The 21425-nt window shown below is 65.8% G+C and carries 19 protein-coding genes; 5 read left to right on the top strand and 14 right to left on the bottom strand.

Annotated elements, in window-relative coordinates; translation table 11 throughout:
- Positions 1 to 27: 27 nt before the first annotated feature.
- The 3 genes from hisG to metH all read right to left on the bottom strand — a co-directional run bounded on the left by hisG (position 28) and on the right by metH (position 5060).
- Entirely contained in the window at positions 28 to 897 is an 870-nt protein-coding gene (gene hisG / locus AC5Y7V_RS17825) for an ATP phosphoribosyltransferase (RefSeq protein WP_499881338.1), read from the bottom strand.
- Positions 898 to 899: 2 nt separating this feature from the next.
- Positions 900 to 1181 carry a phosphoribosyl-ATP diphosphatase gene (locus AC5Y7V_RS17820; protein ID WP_499881337.1) on the bottom strand — a complete coding sequence of 94 codons (282 nt, stop codon included), beginning with the start codon at positions 1179 to 1181 and terminating at the stop codon, positions 900 to 902.
- A 123-nt stretch (positions 1182 to 1304) separates the two neighbouring features.
- Entirely contained in the window at positions 1305 to 5060 is a 3756-nt protein-coding gene (gene metH / locus AC5Y7V_RS17815) for a methionine synthase (protein WP_499881336.1), read from the bottom strand.
- Positions 5061 to 5338: 278 nt separating this feature from the next.
- Here metH and AC5Y7V_RS17810 point away from each other — a divergent pair, with 278 nt between their 5' ends.
- Positions 5339 to 6214, top strand: a complete 876-nt coding sequence (locus AC5Y7V_RS17810) for a PAC2 family protein (protein ID WP_499881335.1) — start codon at positions 5339 to 5341, stop codon at positions 6212 to 6214.
- Between the two features lie 8 nt (positions 6215 to 6222).
- Here the strand turns inward: AC5Y7V_RS17810 and AC5Y7V_RS17805 are convergent, their stop codons facing one another.
- From AC5Y7V_RS17805 to AC5Y7V_RS17785, 5 genes are all read right to left on the bottom strand, one after another.
- The gene (locus AC5Y7V_RS17805) at positions 6223 to 7122 is read right to left on the bottom strand and encodes an SDR family oxidoreductase (RefSeq protein ID WP_499881334.1); all 900 of its coding nucleotides are present in this window, start codon (positions 7120 to 7122) and stop codon (positions 6223 to 6225) included.
- Between the two features lie 117 nt (positions 7123 to 7239).
- Complete coding sequence (fadD4, locus tag AC5Y7V_RS17800; RefSeq protein ID WP_499881333.1) at positions 7240 to 8784, bottom strand: fatty-acid--CoA ligase FadD4; 1545 nt, start codon at positions 8782 to 8784, stop codon at positions 7240 to 7242.
- 44 nt (positions 8785 to 8828) lie between these two features.
- On the bottom strand, positions 8829 to 9767 hold the full coding sequence (locus tag AC5Y7V_RS17795; RefSeq protein ID WP_499881332.1) for a TIGR03619 family F420-dependent LLM class oxidoreductase: 939 nt from the start codon (positions 9765 to 9767) through the stop codon (positions 8829 to 8831).
- A complete protein-coding gene (locus tag AC5Y7V_RS17790) occupies positions 9764 to 10375 on the bottom strand; it encodes a nitroreductase family protein (RefSeq protein ID WP_499881419.1) in 612 nt (203 codons plus the stop codon). The genes AC5Y7V_RS17795 and AC5Y7V_RS17790 overlap by 4 nt, the downstream gene beginning before the upstream one ends.
- A gap of 44 nt (positions 10376 to 10419) precedes the next feature.
- The gene (locus AC5Y7V_RS17785; protein ID WP_499881331.1) at positions 10420 to 11532 is read right to left on the bottom strand and encodes an NAD(P)H-dependent amine dehydrogenase family protein; all 1113 of its coding nucleotides are present in this window, start codon (positions 11530 to 11532) and stop codon (positions 10420 to 10422) included.
- A 101-nt stretch (positions 11533 to 11633) separates the two neighbouring features.
- Between AC5Y7V_RS17785 and AC5Y7V_RS17780 the strand changes: the two genes are divergently transcribed.
- Positions 11634 to 12542, top strand: coding sequence for an enoyl-CoA hydratase (locus AC5Y7V_RS17780; protein ID WP_499881330.1), 909 nt, complete (start codon positions 11634 to 11636; stop codon positions 12540 to 12542).
- 38 nt (positions 12543 to 12580) lie between these two features.
- Entirely contained in the window at positions 12581 to 12991 is a 411-nt protein-coding gene (locus tag AC5Y7V_RS17775; RefSeq protein WP_499881329.1) for a PaaI family thioesterase, read from the top strand.
- Here AC5Y7V_RS17775 and AC5Y7V_RS17770 read toward each other — a convergent pair.
- Entirely contained in the window at positions 12970 to 13989 is a 1020-nt protein-coding gene (locus tag AC5Y7V_RS17770; RefSeq protein ID WP_499881418.1) for an acyl-CoA dehydrogenase family protein, read from the bottom strand. The two genes, AC5Y7V_RS17775 and AC5Y7V_RS17770, sit on opposite strands and share 22 nt — an antisense overlap.
- A gap of 104 nt (positions 13990 to 14093) precedes the next feature.
- On the opposite strand from AC5Y7V_RS17770, the gene AC5Y7V_RS17765 reads away from it, so the two are divergent.
- Entirely contained in the window at positions 14094 to 15254 is a 1161-nt protein-coding gene (locus tag AC5Y7V_RS17765; protein WP_499881328.1) for an acyl-CoA dehydrogenase family protein, read from the top strand.
- Here the strand turns inward: AC5Y7V_RS17765 and AC5Y7V_RS17760 are convergent.
- Positions 15243 to 16031: a TetR/AcrR family transcriptional regulator gene (locus AC5Y7V_RS17760; RefSeq protein WP_499881327.1), complete on the bottom strand. Its 789-nt coding sequence runs from the start codon at positions 16029 to 16031 to the stop codon at positions 15243 to 15245. The two genes, AC5Y7V_RS17765 and AC5Y7V_RS17760, sit on opposite strands and share 12 nt — an antisense overlap.
- 255 nt (positions 16032 to 16286) lie before the next feature.
- Between AC5Y7V_RS17760 and AC5Y7V_RS17755 the strand changes: the two genes are divergently transcribed.
- On the top strand, positions 16287 to 17474 hold the full coding sequence (locus AC5Y7V_RS17755) for an amidohydrolase family protein (protein ID WP_499881326.1): 1188 nt from the start codon (positions 16287 to 16289) through the stop codon (positions 17472 to 17474).
- Positions 17475 to 17492: 18 nt separating this feature from the next.
- Here the strand turns inward: AC5Y7V_RS17755 and AC5Y7V_RS17750 are convergent, their stop codons facing one another.
- The 4 genes from AC5Y7V_RS17750 to AC5Y7V_RS17735 are packed head-to-tail and all read right to left on the bottom strand — an operon-like array spanning position 17493 to position 21393.
- Positions 17493 to 18317, bottom strand: coding sequence for an enoyl-CoA hydratase/isomerase family protein (locus tag AC5Y7V_RS17750; protein WP_499881325.1), 825 nt, complete (start codon positions 18315 to 18317; stop codon positions 17493 to 17495).
- Entirely contained in the window at positions 18314 to 19399 is a 1086-nt protein-coding gene (locus AC5Y7V_RS17745; protein ID WP_499881324.1) for a hydroxyacid dehydrogenase, read from the bottom strand. The genes AC5Y7V_RS17750 and AC5Y7V_RS17745 overlap by 4 nt, the downstream gene beginning before the upstream one ends.
- Positions 19396 to 20514, bottom strand: coding sequence for a TauD/TfdA family dioxygenase (locus AC5Y7V_RS17740; RefSeq protein WP_499881323.1), 1119 nt, complete (start codon positions 20512 to 20514; stop codon positions 19396 to 19398). The genes AC5Y7V_RS17745 and AC5Y7V_RS17740 overlap by 4 nt, the downstream gene beginning before the upstream one ends.
- 48 nt (positions 20515 to 20562) lie before the next feature.
- On the bottom strand, positions 20563 to 21393 hold the full coding sequence (locus AC5Y7V_RS17735) for an HpcH/HpaI aldolase family protein (protein ID WP_499881417.1): 831 nt from the start codon (positions 21391 to 21393) through the stop codon (positions 20563 to 20565).
- Between the last annotated feature and the right edge of the window lie 32 nt (positions 21394 to 21425).

Below are 21425 nucleotides of genomic sequence, written 5' to 3'. Positions count from 1 at the left end.
ACAGCCGCGACGTTGGCACCCGTTCGATCAGAACCGGCAGAACCTGATGTCGGACGCCAGGATCGCCTTGGCGCCGATGGCGGCGAGCTCGTCCATGATCTCGTTGACGCCGCGGCGGGGCACCAGGGCGCGGATCGCCACCCAATCCGGATCGGCCAGCGGCGCGATCGTCGGCGACTCCAGGCCCGGCGTGATCGAGGTCGCCTTGTCCAACACCGTACGCGGGCAGTCGTAATCGAGCATCAGGTATTGCTGGCCGAACACCACACCCTGGACCCGCGCGACCAGCTGATCGCGCACCGCTTTCGTCGCGCCGTGGCCGTCCTCGTCGACCCGCTCGATCAGCACCGCCTCCGAATCGCACAGCGGCTCACCGAAGGCCACCAGGTCGTGCAGGCTCAGGGTGCGCCCGGACCCCACCACGTCGGCGATTGCGTCGGCCACGCCGAGCTGCACCGAGATCTCCACCGCGCCGTCGAGCCGGATGACCGTTGCCTCAATGCCCTTCTCCGCCAAGTCTTTTCGGACCAGGTTCGGGTAGGCGGTGGCGATCCGCTTACCGGCCAGGTCGGCCGTCGTCCAGTCGCGCCCGGCCGGCCCGGCGTAGCGGAAGCTCGACGACCCGAAACCCAGCGCCAGGCGTTCGCGCACCGGCGCGTCGGAATCCCGCACCAGGTCCCGCCCGGTGATGCCGAAATCCAGCTCGCCCGAACCCACATAGATCGCAATGTCTTTGGGCCGCAGGAAGAAGAACTCGACCTGGTTGACGGGGTCGATGACGGTGAGGTCCTTGGAATCGGTGCGGCGACGGTAGCCGGCCTCCGAGAGGATCTCGCTGGCCGGCTCGCTCAGCGTGCCCTTGTTGGGAACCGCGACCCTTAAGAAAGCCCCCTGCATGCTCACAGCTTCCGGTAGACGTCGTCGAGGGACAGCCCGCGCGCGATCATCAGCACCTGCGTCCAGTACAGCAACTGGCTGATCTCGTCGGCCAGCGCGTCGTCGGGTTCGTGTTCGGCGGCCAGCCACACCTCGCCGGCCTCCTCCAGGATCTTCTTGCCCAGCCCGTGGATGCCGCCGTCCAGCGCGGCGACCGTGGCGCTGCCGGCCGGCCGGGTGCGGGCGCGATCGCCGAGTTCGGCGAACAGATCCTCGAAGGTCTTCACGGCCAGCGATTGTGTCACGTGCCGGTCGGCGAAGTCACGGCGGTTTCTGGTGGCCTCCCCCGCGAGCGACCGCAAACTGTCGCGATTCGCGGCGTGTCGCCGTACAAACACGGTCGCTCGCGGGAGAGACGTCCGCGAGCGTCAGTCCTCGGGGTTGTAGCCGAGATTGGGGGCGAGCCAGCGCTCGGCTTCCTGCAGGGTCCAGCCCTTGCGCTTCGCGTAGTCGGCGACCTGGTCCTGGGCCAGCCGGCCGATCACGAAGTACTGCGACTGCGGGTGCGAGAAGTACCAGCCACTGACGGCCGCGCCGGGCCACATCGCCATCGACTCGGTCAACTCGATGCCGGTCCGCTCCTTGACGTCCATCAACTTCCACAGCGTCACCTTCTCGGTGTGCTCCGGGCAGGCCGGGTAGCCGGGGGCGGGGCGGATTCCGACGTACTTCTCGTCGATGAGTGCGTTGTTGTCGAGCTGCTCGTCGGGCTGGAATCCCCAGAACTCCTTGCGGACCCGTTGGTGCATCCGTTCGGCGAACGCCTCCGCAAGCCGGTCGGCTACCGACTCCAGCAGGATCGCGCTGTAGTCGTCGAGGGCCGCCTTGAACTCGGCGATCTTCTCCTGGCTGCCCAGCCCCGCGGTGACGGCGAAGGCGCCGACGTAGTCGGCCAGACCGGTGTCCTTCGGCGCGATGTAGTCGCCCAGCGACCGGTTCGGGATGCCGTCGCGGTGCTCGCCCTGCTGGCGCAGGTTGTGCAGCGTGGTCAGCACCTCGGTGCGGGTGTCGTCGGTGTAGACCTGGATGTCGTCGCCGACCGCGTTCGCCGGGAAGAACCCGATCACGCCGTTGGCCGTCAGCCACTTCTCCTTGATCAGGGTGTCGAGCATCTCCTGGGCGTCGTCGTACAGCTTGCGGGCGGCCTCGCCCGAGGCCGGGTTGTTGAGGATGTCGGGGAAGCGGCCCTTCATCTCCCAGGCGTTGAAAAACGGCTGCCAGTCGATGTATTCGCGCAACTCGGCGAGGTCGTAATTCTCGAACTCCCGCACGCCGATCCCCACGGCGGGCACCGGCGGGGTGTAGCCGTCCCACTCGATCGGCGTCCGGTTGGCGCGGGCCTTCTCCAGCGTCAGCATCGGCCGCTCGTTCTTCTGGGCGTGCCGTTCGCGCAGGGATGCGTAGTCCTTCTCGGTGGCCTCCAGCAGGGCGGGACGCTGCTTGTCGTCGAGCAGCGCGGCGGCGACCGGCACCGAGCGCGACGCGTCCTTGACCCAGACCACCGGACCGCTGCGGCGCGGCGACACCTTGACGGCCGTATGCGCGCGCGAGGTGGTCGCGCCGCCGATGAGCAGCGGAATCTCCAGCCCCTCGCGTTCCATCTCGGCGGCGAAGTTGACCATCTCGTCCAGGGACGGCGTGATCAGGCCGGACAGCCCGATGATGTCGGCGTCGTGCTCCCTCGCCGCGTCGAGGATCTTGCTCGCGGGCACCATCACGCCCAGGTCGATCACCTCGAAGTTGTTGCACTGCAAGACGACTCCGACGATGTTCTTGCCGATGTCGTGGACGTCGCCCTTGACCGTCGCCATGATGATCGTGCCGTTGGTGTCCTTGGTTTTAGCGCCGGTGGTGGCGCCCGACTCTTCCTTCTCGGCCTCGATGAACGGCAGCAGGTACGCGACAGCCTTCTTCATCACCCGGGCCGACTTCACCACCTGGGGCAGGAACATCTTGCCCGAGCCGAAGAGGTCGCCGACGACGTTCATGCCGTCCATCAGCGGGCCCTCGATCACCTCGATGGGGCGACCACCGGCGGCGGCGATCTCGGCGCGCAATTCCTCGGTGTCGGCGTCGACGTGCGCGTCGATGCCCTTGACCAGGGCGTGCGTGATCCGCTCGCGGACCGGCAGGCTGCGCCACTCGGCCGCCGCAGGGTCCTCGGACTTCTCCGACTTGTTGAACCGTTCGGCGATTTCCAGCAGCCGTTCGGCCGCGTCCTCGCGACGGTTCAGCACGACGTCCTCGATGCGGTCCCGCAGCTCGGGGTCGATCGAGTCGTAGGGCACCAGCGCACCGGCGTTGACGATGCCCATGTCCAGGCCGGCCTTGATGGCGTGGAACAGGAACACCGAGTGGATAGCCTCGCGGACGGGGTTGTTGCCCCGGAACGAGAACGACACGTTCGAGATGCCGCCGGAGATGTGAACGCCCGGAAGGTTTTCCTTGATCCAGGCGCAGGCCTCGATGAAGTCGATCCCGTAGGTCGCGTGCTCCTCGATGCCGGTCGCCAGCGCGAAGCAGTTCGGGTCGAAGATGATGTCCTCGGGCGGGAAGCCGACCTCTTCGGTCAGGATCCGGTAGGCGCGCCCGCAGATCTCCTTGCGGCGCTCCAGGTTGTCGGCCTGCCCCTGTTCGTCGAAGGCCATCACGACGACGGCGGCGCCATACTTGCGGCACAGCCGGGCCTCGCGGACGAACTTCTCCTCACCCTCCTTCATCGAGATCGAGTTGACGATCGGCTTACCCTGCACGTTCTTCAGGCCCGCCTCGATGACCTCCCACTTGGAGGAGTCGATCATCACCGGGACGCGGCTGATGTCCGGCTCGGCCGCGATCAGCTTGGTGAACCGGTCCATCGCGGCGACCCCGTCGATCATGCCCTCGTCCATGTTGATGTCGATGACCTGCGCACCGACCTCGACCTGCTGCAGGGCGACCGACAGCGCGGTGTCGTAGTCCTCGGCCTTGATCAGGTTGCGGAACCGGGCCGAGCCGGTGATGTTGGTGCGCTCCCCGATGTTCACGAACAGCGACTCGTCGGTGATGTTGAGCGGCTCGAGGCCCGAGAGCCGGGTGGCCACCGGGATCTCGGGCACCTGTCGCGGCGCTTTGCCCTCGACGACCTTGGCGATCTCGGCGATGTGCGGCGGCGCGGTTCCGCAGCAGCCGCCGACCAGGTTGACCAGGCCGGCCCCGGCGAAGTCGGCGATGTAGCCGGCCTGACGCTCCGGGGTCTCGTCGTACTCGCCGAAGGCGTTGGGAAGACCGGCGTTCGGGTAACACGAGACGAACGTGTCCGCGATCCGCGCCACCTCGGCGATGTAGGGCCTCATCTCCGGCGCGCCCAGGGCGCAGTTGAGGCCGACCGCGATCGGCTTGGCGTGCCTGATCGAGTTCCAGAACGCCTCGGTGACCTGACCGGACAACGTCCGCCCGGACGCGTCGGTGATGGTGCCGGAGATGATCACCGGCCAGCGGCGCCCGCGCTCCTCGAACAGCGTCTCGACGGCGAACACCGCCGCCTTGGCGTTCAGCGAGTCGAAGATCGTCTCGATGATGATCAGGTCGGCGCCGCCGTCGACGAGGCCGTTGACGGATTCGAGGTAGGCGGCGACCAGCTGGTCGTAGGAGACGTTGCGGGCTCCGGGGTCGTTGACGTCCGGCGAGATCGACGCCGTGCGCGTCGTCGGCCCGATGGCGCCGGCCACGTAGCGGGGCTTCTCCGGGGTGCTGTACTCGTCGGCCGCCTTGCGGGCCAGCGCGGCGCCGGCGTAGTTCAGCTCGTAGGCCAGGTCCGCCATGTCGTAGTCGGAGAGCGAGATCGCGTTCGCGTTGAACGTGTTGGTCTCGATGATGTCGGCGCCCGCCTCGAGGTACTCGCGGTGGATGCCCTCGATGATCTGCGGCTGCGTCAGGGTGAGCAGGTCGTTGTTGCCCTGCAGGGCCGTCGGCCACTCGGTGAACCGGTCGCCGCGGTAGCCGGCCTCGTCCGGGCGGTCCCGCTGAATCGCCGTGCCCATCGCGCCGTCGATCACCATGATCCGTTGGCGCAGCGCAGCCGTCAGTTCGTCGGTGCAGTCGGGGCGGATGTTCGGCGCGAAGTCTGTCTTGACGGCGTTCACGTGCGTTCCTTCCGTTACGGAAGGCGTCCTTGACTCTGCCGAGCGTGGCGGATACCGGCGCGGGCCGGACAACCGTTGCAACGCCTCTCGACCAGAAAAGTCTACGTCGTCCCCCGATCGACGTCTGGACGCCTAACTCGTCGCCGCGATCGACACCTGGCGACAGTCACCCCACAAGGATAGTCGGGCTATGGAATAGGCCCGGCGGTTTACAGCGCTCTGACAGGCTTGGCCCGTATCAGGCCGAAGGTCGGCGGCAAAGGCCGTACGCTGATTCTGTGACCCTGCCGGATCGTGGCCCGTTTGACCGTGCGCTGCCCGAACTGCACAACACCATCGTGGTGGCGGCGTTCGAGGGCTGGAACGACGCCGGCGACGCGGCCAGCGATGCGCTCGAGCACCTGGATGCCATCTGGGAGGCCGACCCGATCATCGAGATCGACGACGAGGCCTACTACGACTACCAGGTCAATCGCCCGGTCATCCGGCAAATCGACGGGGTCACCCGGGAGCTGGTGTGGCCGGCGATGCGGATAACCCACTGCCGGCCCCCGGGCAGCGACCGCGACGTGGTGCTGATGCACGGCGTGGAGCCCAACATGCGCTGGCGCACGTTCTGCGCCGAGCTGCTGGCCATCGCCGACAAGCTCAACGTTGACACCGTCGTCATCCTCGGGGCCCTGCTGGCCGACACCCCGCACACCCGGCCGGTGCCGGTGTCGGGCGCGGCCTACTCCCCCGAATCGGCGAAACGCTTCGGCCTCGAGGAGACCCGCTACGAGGGCCCGACCGGCATCGCCGGGGTGTTCCAGGACGCTTGCGTGGCCGCCGGCATCCCCGCGGTGACGTTCTGGGCCGCGGTGCCGCACTACGTGTCCAACCCGCCGAACCCGAAGGCGACGGTGGCGCTGCTGCGCCGCGTCGAGGACGTGCTCGACATCGAGGTCCCGCTGGGCGACCTGCCGGCGCAGGCCGAGGAGTGGGAGCAGGCGATCACCGAGATGGCCGCCGACGACGAGGACCTGGCCGAATACGTGTCGTCGCTCGAGCAGCGCGGCGACGCCGAGGTCGACATGAACGAGGCGCTGGGCAAGATCGACGGCGACGCGCTGGCCGCCGAATTCGAGCGCTACCTGCGCCGGCGCCGCAAATAGTCCGCCAACTACTCAGACACCGAACCGCGCGCTTCGCGCAGGGACTCGACGTTGAACGCGGACAGCGAGCGGCCGAGCGCGGCGGCCTCGGCGTCCATTCGGGGCAACAGCTTGTCGGTAATGCTGCGGATGGGAAATTCGCCGGCGGGGGTGGACAGCACCGGCTTGAGCCAGCGCAGCAGCCCGACCCACGGCGGGCAGAAGATCCTGCGCCGACGGCCCTCGATGCCCTTGACGAGCGCGTCCGCGCACTCGTCGACGGTGGTGGTCTTGTTGAGGGGCCACGGCAGCTTCGTGATCATCTCTCCGAAGGAGGGAATGTCGGCCTTGCTGTCGCGGACCAGGGCGGTGTCGATCCAGGACATGTGCGCCGAGCCGACACTCACGCCGAGGTTGGCGACCTCGAGCCGCAGCGCGTTGGCGAGGATCTCGTTGCCGGCCTTCGTGGCGTTGTACGGCGCCAGCCCCGGGGCCGCCGCGTATGCGGCCAGCGACGAAACCACCAACACGTAGCCGCGCCGGTCGATCACCGACGGCAGCGTGGCGCGCACGGTGTGGAAGATGCCGAGCAGGTTGACGTCCAGCACCCGCTTGACCGCCTCCGGGTCGACGTGCAACAGCGATCCGTAGCTGGCGATGCCGGCGTTGGCCACCACGACGTCGATCCCGCCGAAGCGCTCGACGGCCTTGGCCGCCGCGGCCTGCATGGTGGCCAGATCGCGCACGTCGGCGACCGCGGTCAGCACACGGTCCTCGCCGAGGTCGGCGGCGAGGACCGCCAGTTCGGCCTGGTCGAGGTCGGTGAGGACCAGCCGGGCACCCTTGTTGCGCAGGCGGCGGGCGACCTCGGCCCCGATCCCGCGGGCACCGCCGGTGATGAAGACAACCTTGTCCTGCAGCGACATCATGGGCGAAACGTACCCCTTAGGCACGTCCGCGTCGATTAGCGGCTTTCCGCCAGGCCTGCCGTCTTCTGCCCAGCGAGGAACTCTCGTGTTCGATGCCTATTTGCCCGGGTTTTGCGCTCATGCCTGGACGGCGTCAGGGCTGTCGGCGGCAGCGTATTTCGCGATGAGCTCTCGCTTGTAGAGCTTGCCGGCGTCAGTCCGCGGCAACTGGGCCTCGAAATGCAGGGCCCGCGGACACTTGTAGTGCGCCAGACGATCGCGAAGCCACGCGCTTAGCTCGTCGGCGAGTGCGGTGGTCGCAATGGCGGGATCGACCAACTGCACCACGGCGGTCACAGACTGGCCCATCACCGGATCCGGCACGCCGAACACTGCGGCGTCGACCACGAGTGGGTGACTGACGAGAAGGTTCTCGGTCTCCTGCGGATAGATGTTCACCCCGCCGGAGATGATCATGTGGTTGCGGCGATCGGTGAGATACAGGTAGCCCGCGTCGTCGAGATAGCCGACGTCGCCGACGGTGACCCAGCCGCGGGGACTTCGAGCCGCCGCCGTCTTCGCTTCGTCGTTGAGGTACTCGAACGGATAACCGCCCTCGTAATAGATGTCACCGACCTGGCCGGGTCCGAGCTCGACGCCCTCGTCGTCGAGGATGTGCGGCGTACCGAGCATGGGCTTGCCCACCGATCCCGGGTGGGCAAGCCACTCCTCGGCGCGGATGAACGAGATACCCGCCCCTTCCGATGACCCGTAGTACTCGTCGACTATCGGCCCCCACCAGTCGATCATCTGGCGTTTGATCTCCGGTGGACACGGCGCGGAGGCGTGGACGACTCGTCGCAATGTCGATAGGTCGTAGCGGCTGCGGGTTTCTTCAGGCAGCCGCAGCATCCGCACAAACATCGTCGGCACGAACTGGGCGTGCGTCACACCGTAGCGCTGTATGCAATCCAGGGCCTGTTCGGCATCGAACTTTTGCATGAGAACCGTTGTCGCGCCGGCGGCTTGCGCGGCCATGGTCCACATCGCAGGCGCGGTGTGGTAAGTGGGGGCGGGACTCAAGTACACCGAGTCGTTTCTCACCCCGAGCGCCTCAAAGACGGGTGTCGACGAACTCGACACACCGGAGCCTCGTGGATTCAGCGGGCGGCGGATCCCCTTCGGACGGCCGGTGCTGCCCGCGGAGTACTGCAGCAGCTGGCCGTCGCACTCATCGGCGACAGGTGTCGATGGCTCCTGGGCGACGCAGTCGGGATAGCGCTGCCACCCGGCCAGGTCGTCGTCGGCTATCAGCGCGATCGGTGGCAGCCCGGCCGCGACGTGGGCGGACAGTTCCCGGCAGGCATCACGCATCGCCCGTGAGGAGATGATGGCCTTGGCCGCACTGTCTGCCACGATGTAGGCGATCTCGCCGTGGCTCAGATGGGTATTGACCAGCGTGTAGTACAGCCCGCTCCGCCTGGCCGCCCACATCGCGGCGTGGATGTGTTCGTTGTTCTCCATCAAGACAGCGATGGTGTCCCCGGCGACGAGACCCGATCGTCGGAGGAAATGGGCGAGTCTGTTCGCGCCGGCCTCGAGGCTCGCGAAGCTCACCACGGTGCCGGAAGGATGAAGAATCACAGCAGGTTTCGCGGAACCTGCGTGATCACGCAGCTGCATACGACACCCTTAACCTCCGTGCGATCGGGCGCGTTGCGAGCGCATTACCGGGTGACGTCGCGGAACGCCTGCACAAGCGGCGACAGGACCTCGACCGCTCGATCGCCGTCCTCGGGCACCGCGACGGTGAAGCGGACATCGGTGACGCCTGCGGCGACCAGTGCCGGCACCGACGCGACCGACGCCGAATAGTCGAGTGTTCCGTCATCGGCCTTCACGGCACGCGCGGCGCCTTGAATCTGGAGGTCGCTGGGATCGCGACCGTGGGCCATAACCTTGTCTTTCATCGCCGCGATTGCGGTTGGTAGGTCGGCGAACGCCGAACCCCAAGGAATCCAACCGCTGCCGAACCGTGCGATTCGCCGTGCGACTGCGTCGTTCACCGTTCCGCTGATCCAACACGGCAGGCCGCCGGGTTGCACCGGCTTCGGCATCTGGTGGATCGCGTCGAAGGACAATTCGGGCGACTGATAGGACGCGCGTTGCTCCGTCCACAACGTCGTGCAGACCTCCAGCGTGTGATCCAGCAGTCGCCCGCGATGAGCGAAAGACAGTCCGGCGGCGACGTATTCCTCTCGTTGCCAACCCACCCCAACCCCGAGATCGACGCGGCCCTCGGAAAGCACGTCCAGTGTCGCGAGCTGTTTGGCCAGGACCGCGGGCCGCCGCAGGGCTGCCAGCAGGATCGACGTCCCGAGCCTGATTCGCTTGGTGGTTGCCGCGATCGCCGTCAGGACCACAAGGGGTTCCAGCCAGCTTCCGTCCGGGCCGGTGGGCTGGCGACCGCCGGTCGCGCCACCCACCGACGGGTCGGCGTAGGCCCCCAGGTTCTCGCCGAACACCACGTGATCGGAAACCACGACACGGTCGATGCCGGCAATGTCCATCGCCTGTGCCGATGCCAGCATCGCGCGCCAATCATGTTGAGGGCCATCGGTGAAAGTTCGCAGATATAGGGAGATTTCAGGGCTGCGGGTCCTCATCCTGTTGTCTTCCTCCAAGGCTGATCCCAATGATCGGTCGCCGCCACTTGGTCGAGCGGCTTGCGCCGCACCGGGTGGTGCCGGCCCTGGGGCCAGCCCACCGTAAGCAACGTCGCGATCTTCCAGTCGTCCGGAACTCCGACCATCGCCCGCAGTTGGTCCTCGCAGGACCCGTGCCACAGTGTGATCGCCGCCCCGAGGCCTTGCGCGCGGGCGGCCAGCAGAAAGTTCTGCACGGCGGGAAAGATCGAGCCGCCCTGCTGTAGTTCGGTGGTTCCCCGCTGCGGATGGACACAGAACAGCAACAGCACCGGCGCGGCGCCACCGACGCGCATGTGCTCGGCCATCGTTCGCAGCACGCGCGATTTGGGGTCGTCCGCCTCGTCCTCCGGCATCGAAAACCGATAGAACTCGGTCATCACGTCCCACGTCCGGTGGGCCGCCGCCGTGATCACGTCGCGGACGCTACTTGATCTGAGTACGACGAACTTCCACGGCTGCTGATTACCGCCGGACGGAGCCCAACTCGCCGCGCGCAGACAAGTATCGATCACGTCGTCCGAGACGGGTTCGTCGCGATAACGACGGACGGCCGACGCGGTACGCATGACCTCCCAGAGGTCCGCCGACGTCCGCGCGACATGCTGCGCGCTCACGGGCTCACCCTCGCAGGCAGCACACCCCGCCAGGTTCCGCCGCACACGGGACCGGTGACCAGAGGCAGATCGAGGGTGGAGAGCAAACCGGGTGGGGCGGCCATCACGGCGGGGATGGCGTTGAGTTCGCGCATGACAGTCGCGTAGGTCAGGCCGCGCATGTTGTTCCCACGGCCATGCATGTCGATGTCGACGGTGTAGGTGGGCAGACCGTCGACGACGACCCGGTAGCCACCGTGCGGTGACGGGTGCCGCGGCCAATCCGGCGCGGAAGCTTCGCCCATGCGAGTGATGTGTTCCAGCACGACGCGCTCCTCGCCGTCTACGATGCCGGCAAGCTTGAACCGCATACCTCCCATCGTGCCCGGCTCGATCCAGCCCGACGCCACCTCGTATCGCTCAGTGGCCAGCCATTTCTCGATGGATGTGTCGACGTGGTCCAGTGGGAGTCCGATGCCGTCGGCGACCAGATGGACGACGGGTGCCCACAATGCGGCCAGTCGCTCCGGGTCGAATAGAGGCGCCGGATGGTCCGGCGCATGTCCAAACCCCATGAAATCGAACATGATGTCGGGTTGATCGATCGGGCCGTAGTCGAGAATCTCGAGCATGGTGATGCTGTCGACACGACTGCTGAACCCCGTCATCGTCAGCGCGATCACGTCGTTCGCCCACCCGGGGTCGACACCGCTATTGAAGAAGCTGGAGCCGCCCTCCGCGCAAGCGGCCTCGAGCAGCTCGACGGTTTCCTTGTCGGCCGCCGGTGGATAACACATGGGCACCAGGGAAGTACACACCACATCCTTCCCCGCGCGGAGGCAGCGCGCTATGTCCTGCGCCGCTTCGCGGTAGCGATAGTCACCCGAGGCGAAATAGGCCACCACGTCCACATCCGCCGACAACGCGGCATCGATATCCCGCGTGGCGATGATGCCGGTCGCCGGCATTCCGCACAGCTCTCCCGCGTCCCTGCCGTCCTTCGCCTCCGAGTGCACCACCACCCCGGCCAACTCCAGGCCCGGGTGTGCGATGAGCGCGCGCAACGCCCCAACGCCGACCTGCCCCGGACCCCAAAGAATTACCTGCGGCTTTCGCTGACCGACCGCCATCCGCACCCCTTCCGGCCGTGCTCGGCCACAGCGTGAGAACATATCTTCTCATATTGAGATAACACCATTACCGGGCACGGCCGAGAAAGCAGGAGTCAGTGGTGAGCGATTACAAATTCTTGAAGTGGGAGACCTTCGACGACGGCATGATCATTCGGATCTCGCTGAACCGGCCCGACCAGCGCAACGCCCAAAACCGGGGCATGCTCGTCGAACTCGATGATGCGTTTGCCCGCGCCGAAGCCGATGACGCCGTCCGCGTCGTCATCCTCGCCGGCGAGGGCCCGATGTTCTCGTCCGGCCACGATATCGGCTCCAAACAGGCGCGCGCCGAGTTCAGCCCGGGCCCGGAACAGCACCGCACTGTGACGATCAACGGCGGTACACGCGACGGCGCGGAGAGAACGATGCTGCAGGAATGGCACTACTTTTTCCAGAACAACCTGCGATGGCGCAACCTGCGCAAGATCACCGTAGCGCAGGTACACGGCGACGTATTCTCGGCAGGACTCATGCTGATCTGGGCGTGTGATCTCATCGTCGGAAGCGAAGAGGTGCGCTTCGCCGACGTAGTCGGTACGCGGTTGGGGATGTGCGGAATGGAGTACTTCGGCCATCCTTGGGAGTTCGGCCCGCGGCGCACGAAGGAGCTGATGCTGACCGGCGACGCGATCGAGATCGAAGAGGCCTACCGGCTCGGCATGGTCAGCAAGATCTTCAAGCGCGACGAACTCGCCGAGAGCACCCTCGAGCTGGCGCGGCGAATCGCCAAAGTGCCGACCATGGCGGCCCTGCTGATCAAGGAATCCGTGAACCAGTCCGTCGACAACATGGGCTTTTACAACGCGCTGCAATCATGTTTCGCGTTGCACCAACTCAATCACTCTCATTGGGCCCAGATCCGCGAAGACAAGCTTCCCACCGCCGGCGAGGAGCAGGGCGTCCCCAACTGGCGCACCGCTCCCCCGGTTGTCCTGGCGGTCAAAGACCAGGTCCGGTCCGACGCGTGACCACGGTCGCGTCTTCTGGTCAATCCGCACCACAACCCATGGAGGTAACCATCCCCGGCCACCTCTTCGGTCAGCTGCCCTTCTACGACGTCGTCGACAACGACGAGTCGGTCGTCGTTGACCTGCACAACCGACCGGACCTGGTGAACTACCGGGGCGCCCTACAGGGTGGTTTGGTCGCCACGCTGATCGATGTGGCCGGGGGCCGACTTGCGGTCAAGTACGCGGGTGAGGGCAGCGGCGCGGGCACCGCGGACATGTCCGTCCATTTTTTGGCGCCGATCGTGCAGGGCCCCGCGCGTGCGAGTGCGTCGCTGGTCCGCGCGGGAAAACGCATGATCGTCGTTGCCGTCGACGTTTTCGATGTGGGACGAGACCGGCTCGCGGCGCGGGCGACGCTGAGCTTCGCGATCCTAGAGCGCCGCGATCACCCGGCGGCCGGTCCGTAGCGCGCGTCGGCGACGCGGTTTAAGGCGCCCGCGGGATCACCGAAGACCATGGCCCAGCCCCGGACCCGGCGGTAATACAACTGGATGTCGCCCTCCATACCGAATCCGTATCCGCCGTGGATGTGCAGGCTGCGCCGCGTCGCGTCCCGCGCCGTTTCGTAGGCGAACCCAAAGGCCATGGCGGCCAGTTCGCGAACGCGATCGGGCTCGTCGGCGAATGCGCACGCCGCCTTCAGTCCGAGCAGGCGGGCCCCGTCGGCGGCGGTGGCGCTGTCGGCCAGTGGGTGCGACACCGCCTGAAACGAGCCGATCGCGGTTCCGAACGCGTGCCGTTGTTTGGCATAGTCAACGCCGATCTCGACGGCTTTCTTGGCCGCACCCGCCAACGCGACAGCGGTCAGGGCGAGCCACAAATCAACCGCGCCGGAGAACATCTCGAGCGCACGCACTCCATCGGCGAGCACAACGGCGTCATTGCCGATTGTGATGTCCGCCAACGGCATTGACGCGAGGTTTGCCACCACTGTGCGGTTCTTGCCGATCGGCACCGCGAGCAGCTGCCCCTCCGCCAGGACAATGACGTCCTCTGCCACCGCCCCGGCGGGCACCAGCCCCACTCGCCGACCATGTCCCGCGCGAGGAGCGAATGCGATCAGCCGCTCTCCCGCGAGGACCGTGCTCAACAGCCCCGCTCCAGCCTCGCCTGACCCGGCCAGAAGTCGGGCGGCGACCTGCGCTTCAATGACAGGCGCGGAGGCGATCGCACGGCCGAACTGTTCTGCGATCAGCGCCAGTTCCAGTTCCGAGGCGCCCCATCCTCCGGCCGCCTCGTCGACTGCCATCTGCATCGCCCCGATATCCAGCAGCGCCTTCCAGAGCTTGGGGTCGAACCCAATCGGCTCGGCTGCCCGGACGCGCTCGGAGGTGGACTCTCGCGCAAAGAGCGCACCGAACGAGTCCACCAACTGCCGCTGCTCGCCGGTTAAGCCCAGGTCCACGATCGCCAGTCCCATCACGTGCGGATATGGTTACTCTCGAAATTGAGAGTATCATTCCCGACCGGTCCGGCCGGGCGTGTGCGACGATAGATTGGCAGGCGTAGATGCACTTTCACCTCGACGCGGATACAGCGGCCTACCGCAGCGAGGTCCGCGCCCATCTCCAAGACGTGCTGACTTCCGAATTCGAGGAACGCATCTACCGCAGCGGCGTCTCACACGACGAAGCGTTCGCCAAAGGACTAGTCGAGAAAGGCTATTTCGCGCCCGGCTGGCCCGTCGAGCTCGGCGGGCAGAACCGCAACGCATGGGATGACCAGGTCGTCAAAGAGGAGCTCATGCGCTTCGACGCGCCGGTGTACCTCTCCGAGACGACCAGAATGGTCGCGTCAATCATCCGGGAGATCGGCACCCCGGCGTTGAAGGACCGTATCCTTCCCGGTGCGATCAACGGCGACATCACCATCGCCTTCGGCTTCACCGAACCGGAATGCGGGTCCGACGTCGCGGCGGCCGCCACCAAAGCCGTTCGCGACGGCGACGACTGGGTGATCAACGGCTCCAAAATGTTCACCACCAACGGTCACATCGCCGACTTCGTGTTCTTGCTGGCGCGCACCAGCCCCGAAAAGCCGAAACACAAGGGGCTGACGATGTTCCTGGTCCCGCGTGACTCCAATGGCTTTGAGGCACAAGCCGTGTGGACCCTTTCTGGCGAGCGCACCAACATCACCTTCTACAGCGACGTCCGCGTCGGCGATGAGTGGCGGATCGGTGAAGTCGACGGCGGCTGGGCGGTGCTTGGGCTGTCCCTGCGCGATGAACACTCCTCGGGCTGGGGTCCACACTTGATCAGGCTGTTACACCATGCCGAACATTGGGCCACCACCACCGTTTCCGACGATGGCTCACCGCCCATCGCCAATGTCGACGTCCGGCGCCGGCTCGCCCGGGTCGCGATCGAGGCCGAGGTATCGATGCTGTTGCAGCGGCGGTGCGTGTGGATGCTCGAGCAGGGCGACATACCGGTGGCCGAGGGCTCCATGTCGAAGGTATTCAGCACCGAGGCGCTCGAACGCGCCAGCCAGGACGTCTTAGAGTTCGTCGGGGCGGACGGCTTGCGCAGCTATCTCGAGCCGACCGCACCCGAACGCGGGCGGTTCGAGCACTCACTGCGGTTCTCGCTGGGCACCACGATCTATGCGGGGACGAGCGAAGTCCACCGCACGATCATCGCCCAGCGTGGGCTCGGCCTACCCCGTTAGCTTCTTGGTCCTGCGCCCCGATACGCCGCGGGGCGCTGCCTTGCGCGCCGGCTTGACCTCGACGTCGACGGCCGGCGGTGTGACGGCCTGCTTGCACCACGCCCACAACTGGTCCTCCGTGAGCTTTGGGCTCTTGCCACCCAGATGGAAGACCCCGATCTGGGCAAGTGCGGTGAGCGTGGTGTTGAGCAACGTGGTCAGCTGTGCGGGGGTCAGATCCGTGCGCACCAGTCCCGCCCGGGCACATGACGTGAGGATCTTCGTCAGCAGCTTCAGGTGAGGCTCCCACACCTTGGCGAAGTCGTCCGGGCGCTCGATCTCCAGGCTGAGGTTGTAAATCGTCATGACCCGGCCGCCGACGGCCTGCGACGACTCCGCGCGGGACAATACGCCGCGACAGAAGGCCTCGAGCTGCTCCATCGGACCGTCGGCCGCGGCAACCTCTTGCCGGATGTCCTCGGTGAACTGACTCGTGACGTTCTCATAAAGCGCCAACATCAGTTCTTCTTTGCCCGCGAAATGTTGGTAAAACGCCCGCAGGCTCAGATTCGATCTGTCGATGAGCGTCTGGATCGTGAAGTCAGCCTTTCCTGACTCCTCTACCAGCTCCAGCGCGGTGGCAAGGAACCGCGAACTGCGGGCGAGAGCACGCGCTCTCGCGGTGCTCAGGCGCCGCTCGATGGTGCGCTGCTGCCACGTGCTGGGCGCCTCGAGATCGTTTTCAACAAGTTCCAAGCCGGTTTCGCTATCACGACCGGGGGTCTTCTTCGCAGCCATAGTGCCGTTCAGAATACGCCCTCGAAGCTCGAAGCGTGGGATCTACCTACACGTGTATGTCGATTGCCATCTGCGGCAAGTCCTGATTTCCGCCCGACAAGCTCGTCAACGCACCGCACGGCCAACGGCGCGTTTGGATTTCGAGCTCGAGTGCGCCTGAGCGAGCTGATGGGGTACCGTGTAAACGGTGATTCTCTTTTCCGACTCAGTGCGCCGCCAGCTGAAGCCGCAGGCGGCCGCCGAAGGGGTACAGCCTTGAGTGCAGACATTCTGATCGTCTCCCCGGATGACCACCTGGTGGAGCCCGCCGATCTGTGGACGAGCCGCCTGCCCCGGCGATATCAGGACATCGGGCCGCGAATCGTTCGCACCCGCGGACGCATGGACCCCAGTGTCACGTCCGATGTCGCGTTCGTCGAAGACGACCAGGGCCGAGAAGCCGACATCTGGCGCTACGAGGATGCCGTCATCCCAATCCCGCTCATCAGCGCGGCCGCCGGCTACGACCTCGACGAGCTCACCACCGACCCGATCACATACGACGAGATGCGCCCAGGCTGCTTTCGTCCCGCGGACCGGCTCGCCGACATGGATATCGCCGGCATCGAGGCTTCTGCATGCTTCCCCAACACCCTCGTCCGATTCTGTGGCCAACGTTTCCTGTACGGCAAGGACAAGGAGCTCGCCAAACTCTGCGTCGAGGCCTACAACGACTTCCAGATCGACGAATGGGGCGCCAGCTCGAACGGCCGGCTGATCCCGCTCGGCATCATCCCGCTGTGGGACGTCGAACTCGCCGCCAAGGAGGTCGAACGGGTCGCCGCCAAAGGGATGCGCGCCGTGTGCTTTTCGGAGCTACCCACCCGCCTCGACCTACCTTCCATCCACAGCGGCTACTGGGATCCGTTCTTCGCCGCCTGCGAGCGAAACCACGTTGGCATCATGCTGCACATCGGGTCGAGCTCCTCGCTCACCAAGTCCTCCCCCGACTCTCCGCACGTGGTCACCAGCGCGCTCATGGCCGTCAACTGCACCATCGCCTTGGTCGACTGGCTGTTCTCCGCCAAGCTCGTCCAATTTCCCGACCTCAAGCTCGCATTCGCAGAGGCGCAGGCCGGCTGGATCCCCTACTACCTGCAGCGTGTGGACGAGGTCTGGGAGGACCGTCGGGCCTGGGGTGGCATCCATCCCCTGCTGACCGAACCGCCAAGCAGCCAGGTGCCCGGGCGGGTTTACTTCTCCACCTTCGGTGACCCGGTTGCCTTCCGCATCCTCGATCTCGTCGGGCCCGACCAGCTCATGTTCGAGACCGACTACCCTCACAACGACACCAACTGGCCCAGAAGCCTCGAAGTGGCCAATAAGGCGACGGAGGGCTTGGACGAGGAGACCAAGCGTAAGGTCTTGTCCACCAACGCGAAAAGGTTCTTCGGCCTCACATAGCGCCGGCCCCAGGTAGCGCTACAGAGCCTTCCAATCCGGTTTGCGCTTTTCGAGGAAGGCACGCGGTCCCTCGACCGCGTCTTTCGTCAGGGCAACCTTCATGCGGTAGTTCTCGGCGAGCAGTTCGGCCTCGTAGATCGGCAGCGTCAGGCCCTTGCGGACAGCCATCCGTGAGCCCCGGACCGCAAGCGGCGCATTGGAGTTCACGATTTCGGCGATTTCCCAGGCTCGCGGCATCAGTGCGTCGTGCGCGACCACTTCGGTGAAGACACCGAGGTCATAGGCCCGCCGCGCGTCGAGTTGTTCGTGTTTGCCCATCAAGATCAGCCTCATCGCGACGGGCAGCGGCAGGATCCTCGCGAGCCTGACCCCTTCGCGTCCGGACGTCACGCCGATGCTGACATGCGGATCCATCAACGTCGCACGCTCCGAGGCGATGGTGATGTCCGCGGTGGTCACGAGGTCCATCCCGGCACCGCACGCGATGCCGTTGACCGCACAGATGATCGGCTTGGTCATCTGCAGCCACGGCGGCGTCGCCTCCTGCGGTGCGTCCCACTGCCGCATCGAGCTGAGGATGGGCTCGCCTTGATTGTCGATTCCCGCCGCGTTCTCCATGTCGTGGTCGGCGGCCTTGTTGACGTCCGCTCCGACGCAGAGGGCACGACCGGCACCGGTGATGATGACGGTCCAGATATCCTGCGATCGTTCGATTTCCGCGTAGGCCACCGTCAATTCGGCGATCATCTCGTCGTTGATCGCGTTGAGCACCTCGGGGCGGTTGAGGGTCACACACGCGGTGCGATCCCTGACCTCCACCGCGATCGTGTCGTATCGTGTCACCGGGTGCGCGCCCCCTTCTCCAAAGCCGTTGCGGCGCTTGGACGGAATCCGAAGATTTCCTTGAATCTGTCGGAGTAGCGAGGCCAGACGTCAGGATTCAGCAAGCGTGGCGGCAGGCCGCCGGCGAATATCGTCTGCCACTGCTTGGCGGTGGCGACGGCGAGGTCGCGTGTGGCCTCGACAGTGATTCCCGCGGTATGCGGCGTCGCGATCACGTTGTCGAGACGCAGCAGGGGGTTGTCCTGTCGGGGCGGTTCCTCGTGGAACACATCGAGGGCCGCTCCCGCGATGCCTCCGCTGATGAGCGCTTCAAGCAGCGCCGCTTCGTCGTGGACGAGTCCGCGTGCGGTGGTGATGAAAAACGCGGTCGGCTTCATCGCCGCGAACTGCGGCTTGCCGATGAGCCCCTGCGTCTCAGTGGTCAACGGGCACGTCACCTGTACGAAATCCGAGCGCCCCAGGAGTTCGGCGAGTGTGACGACTCGCACCCCGCGCGCGCGTGCGCCGACCTCGTCGAGGTAGGGGTCGAAAACCAGGACCTCCATCTGGAAAGGCGCGCACAGCTCGACGAGACGGCCCCCGATGGCCCCGAGCCCGATGACCCCGAGCGTCTTGCCCAGTAGCTGACTCCCCCGCAGGACCAACCGGTCACTCAGCGGGCCTGCCCTGAGCATCCGGTCGGCGGCCGTGATCTTCTTGGCCAGGTCGAGCATGAAACCGAGGGCGTGCTCGGCGACCGCCTCCGCGCCGGGGCCGGAGTTGTTGCACACCGCGATTCCGGCCCGCGTACACGCGTCGACGTCGATGACGTCGTACCCGGCGCCGGCCGAGCACACGGCGAGCAGCTTCTCACAACGCCTTACCAATGCCGGCCCTACCAGCCACTGTGCACCATCGGCGTATCCAGCCACATCGGTCCGGGTGGCCACCTGGTATCCGTGCGCGGATTCCAGGGCGGCCCAGCCCTTCTCGTCGGCCGCGTCCAAGTCGAGCTTGACCAGATCGATGTCACCGACTTCGAGGATGTCGCCAGCAACGGGATCGGTCCACCGTTCGTAGACCAGACGAGACCGAACGCTCACGTGTTCTTGACTTTGGGTTTCGCCTGCGCCGCCTTGAACATATCGGCCAGTTCGGCGTTGACGTTCTTGTAGTCATTCCGGGCGATGGCCCCGTCTCGGCCCTCGACGACGTCGTACCCGAGACGCAGGTCCTTGTTCTCCATGTGGAAGTACTCGCGGCCGATCGGTAGCCGGCGGTCTTCCCGCGGCACCTCCATCCATGCCCGCAGGAAGCAGCGCGCCTTCTTCGGGTCGTTGCTGCTCACAAAGTCCGAGCGCGAGTGGCACATCGCGAAGTTGTTCGCCACCGCGGCCTCACCGGATTCCAGCCGGAACTCGACCTGTTGCTCGACCAGAATGGTTCGCAGGAGTTCCACTGCCTCTGTCTCCTCCGGCGTGAACTCGCGGCCGAGCGCGTGCATGGCGGGAAGGATGCTGCTGTAGGTGAAGTTGATGCAGATGCGTCCGTCGATCTGGGAGAAGACGGGCACGTCGTAGGGCGTCACGTCGGGCTGGTCGTCGGGCTGCTCGCTGCGCCGATGGTGCGGAAAACCCCGGTAGAGCACGTCGAGCAGGTCCGGGCGTTCCGCCAGAATCCGGTTGTGGGCTGCGGGGCCGCTGGCGAACTGGCTCTCTCCGCCCTGCGCCGCCGGATATACGCACAGCAGCGACAAGATGTCTGCGGCATCGTTGTGCATCGCCAGCTCGGCGCGGGATTTGGTCCCGCGGGCGGGTTGCACGCCGCCGGGCAGGATTTCCTCCTGGACGCGCACCATCCGGTGCCCAAAGGAGTTGTTCGACACGAGATATCCGAGGTGGGTGCAGAACGCCCAGTAGATGCGTTCGAGATCCTCAATCGAGTGCTGCTCGACGGGGAAGCCGCGTACGCACGCCAGGCCCTTGCCGAACATCAGATCCCGATAAAGCCGCGCCAGATCATCGTCGAGGTCTGGGTGTCGGGCGTCCTCCGGCGTGATGTCATCCCGGTCCTTATGTGCGGTCTTGGCCAAGATCGATTCCAGCGCAGCCACATTGCGAGCCGACAGGTCGAAGGCGAAGTCTTCCTTGCTCGTGAAGTCGGCGCCTGTCCACGCCATTGGGTCGGTGACGGGTTCGGTGTAGATGGCTGTCGGCATCCGGTCCTCCTGATGTGTTGGCGTCGCTTCCGCTCTCGGTTTCGTTCGTCAAATCGGTTTCCGCGGTGACTTGTCCAGCCCACGGAGCGCTTCTGCGCGCGTTGTGGCCGCCTCGGTCATCATCCCGATGTCAGTCCCCGCCGAGATGAACCGCAATCCGAATCCCACGAACCGATTCAGCAGTTCAAGGGACTTTATTCCGGCCATCCCGAGCGCCACGCCGTGACTGCGGCAAGCCGCCGCCACCGATTCTACTGCACTTTGGAAATGTGGATTCTCGTACTGCCCGTGAATGCCCATTTCGGCGGTCAGATCGCTCGGTCCGACGAGAATCATGTCGATGCCTTCTACTGAGGCGATGGAGTCGGATGCATCGACAGCTTCGGGGGTTTCGATCATCACGGCCACGACCGTGCGTTGTTCCAACAGCTCCACAAGTTGCGGCGCGGTCAGTGGCTGGTACCCACTGACCGCGTTGAAGCCTGAGATCGACCGATGGCCGATCGGCGGAAACCGCGCGGCGCGCACGACCGCCTTCGCCTCATCGCTCGAATTGACGTGCGGGACAATGACTCCCACTGCTCCACAATCCAGTACCCGCGCGATCAGGCTGGGATCGTGCGACGGCACCCTCACCAGGCCCGAGATCCCCGCCCCCAGTGCGCTCACGCAGAGCATCTGCGCCGTGTCCAGCGAGGTCGGTGTGTGTTCGAGATCGACGTAAACGGCGTCGTACCCGCATGCCGCAGCAACCGCAGGCACGTCGGGGGTGCGGGAGTTGAGCAGCGCAAGACACAGCACAAGCGATTGCCCCCGCAACGCGTCGCGCAACGCCGCCGTCATAGGCTCACCGTAGCGGACCGAGAATATGGTTTCCATGCTTTTGCGAGCGACCATTATCAGCGGGACGG

The sequence above is a fragment of the Mycobacterium sp. NGS34 genome, from assembly GCF_059812845.1.
The sequence above is the reverse complement of the archived record's forward strand: the minus strand, read 5'-3'. Positions and strand labels throughout refer to the sequence as shown.

Excerpts from the sequence above, each read along its gene's own strand:
- AC5Y7V_RS17760 (WP_499881327.1), bottom strand. The coding sequence starts at position 16,031 with ATGGCTGCGAAGAAGACCCCCGGTCGTGATAGCGAAACCGGCTTGGAA.
- AC5Y7V_RS17765 (WP_499881328.1), top strand. The coding sequence starts at position 14,094 with ATGCACTTTCACCTCGACGCGGATACAGCGGCCTACCGCAGCGAGGTC.
- AC5Y7V_RS17735 (WP_499881417.1), bottom strand. The coding sequence starts at position 21,393 with ATGGAAACCATATTCTCGGTCCGCTACGGTGAGCCTATGACGGCGGCG.
- AC5Y7V_RS17790 (WP_499881419.1), bottom strand. The coding sequence starts at position 10,375 with ATGCGTACCGCGTCGGCCGTCCGTCGTTATCGCGACGAACCCGTCTCG.
- AC5Y7V_RS17795 (WP_499881332.1), bottom strand. The coding sequence starts at position 9,767 with ATGAGGACCCGCAGCCCTGAAATCTCCCTATATCTGCGAACTTTCACC.
- hisG (WP_499881338.1), bottom strand. The coding sequence starts at position 897 with ATGCAGGGGGCTTTCTTAAGGGTCGCGGTTCCCAACAAGGGCACGCTG.
- AC5Y7V_RS17785 (WP_499881331.1), bottom strand. The coding sequence starts at position 11,532 with ATGGCGGTCGGTCAGCGAAAGCCGCAGGTAATTCTTTGGGGTCCGGGG.
- AC5Y7V_RS17740 (WP_499881323.1), bottom strand. The coding sequence starts at position 20,514 with ATGCCGACAGCCATCTACACCGAACCCGTCACCGACCCAATGGCGTGG.
- AC5Y7V_RS17775 (WP_499881329.1), top strand. The coding sequence starts at position 12,581 with ATGGAGGTAACCATCCCCGGCCACCTCTTCGGTCAGCTGCCCTTCTAC.
- AC5Y7V_RS17805 (WP_499881334.1), bottom strand. The coding sequence starts at position 7,122 with ATGATGTCGCTGCAGGACAAGGTTGTCTTCATCACCGGCGGTGCCCGC.
- fadD4 (WP_499881333.1), bottom strand. The coding sequence starts at position 8,784 with ATGCAGCTGCGTGATCACGCAGGTTCCGCGAAACCTGCTGTGATTCTT.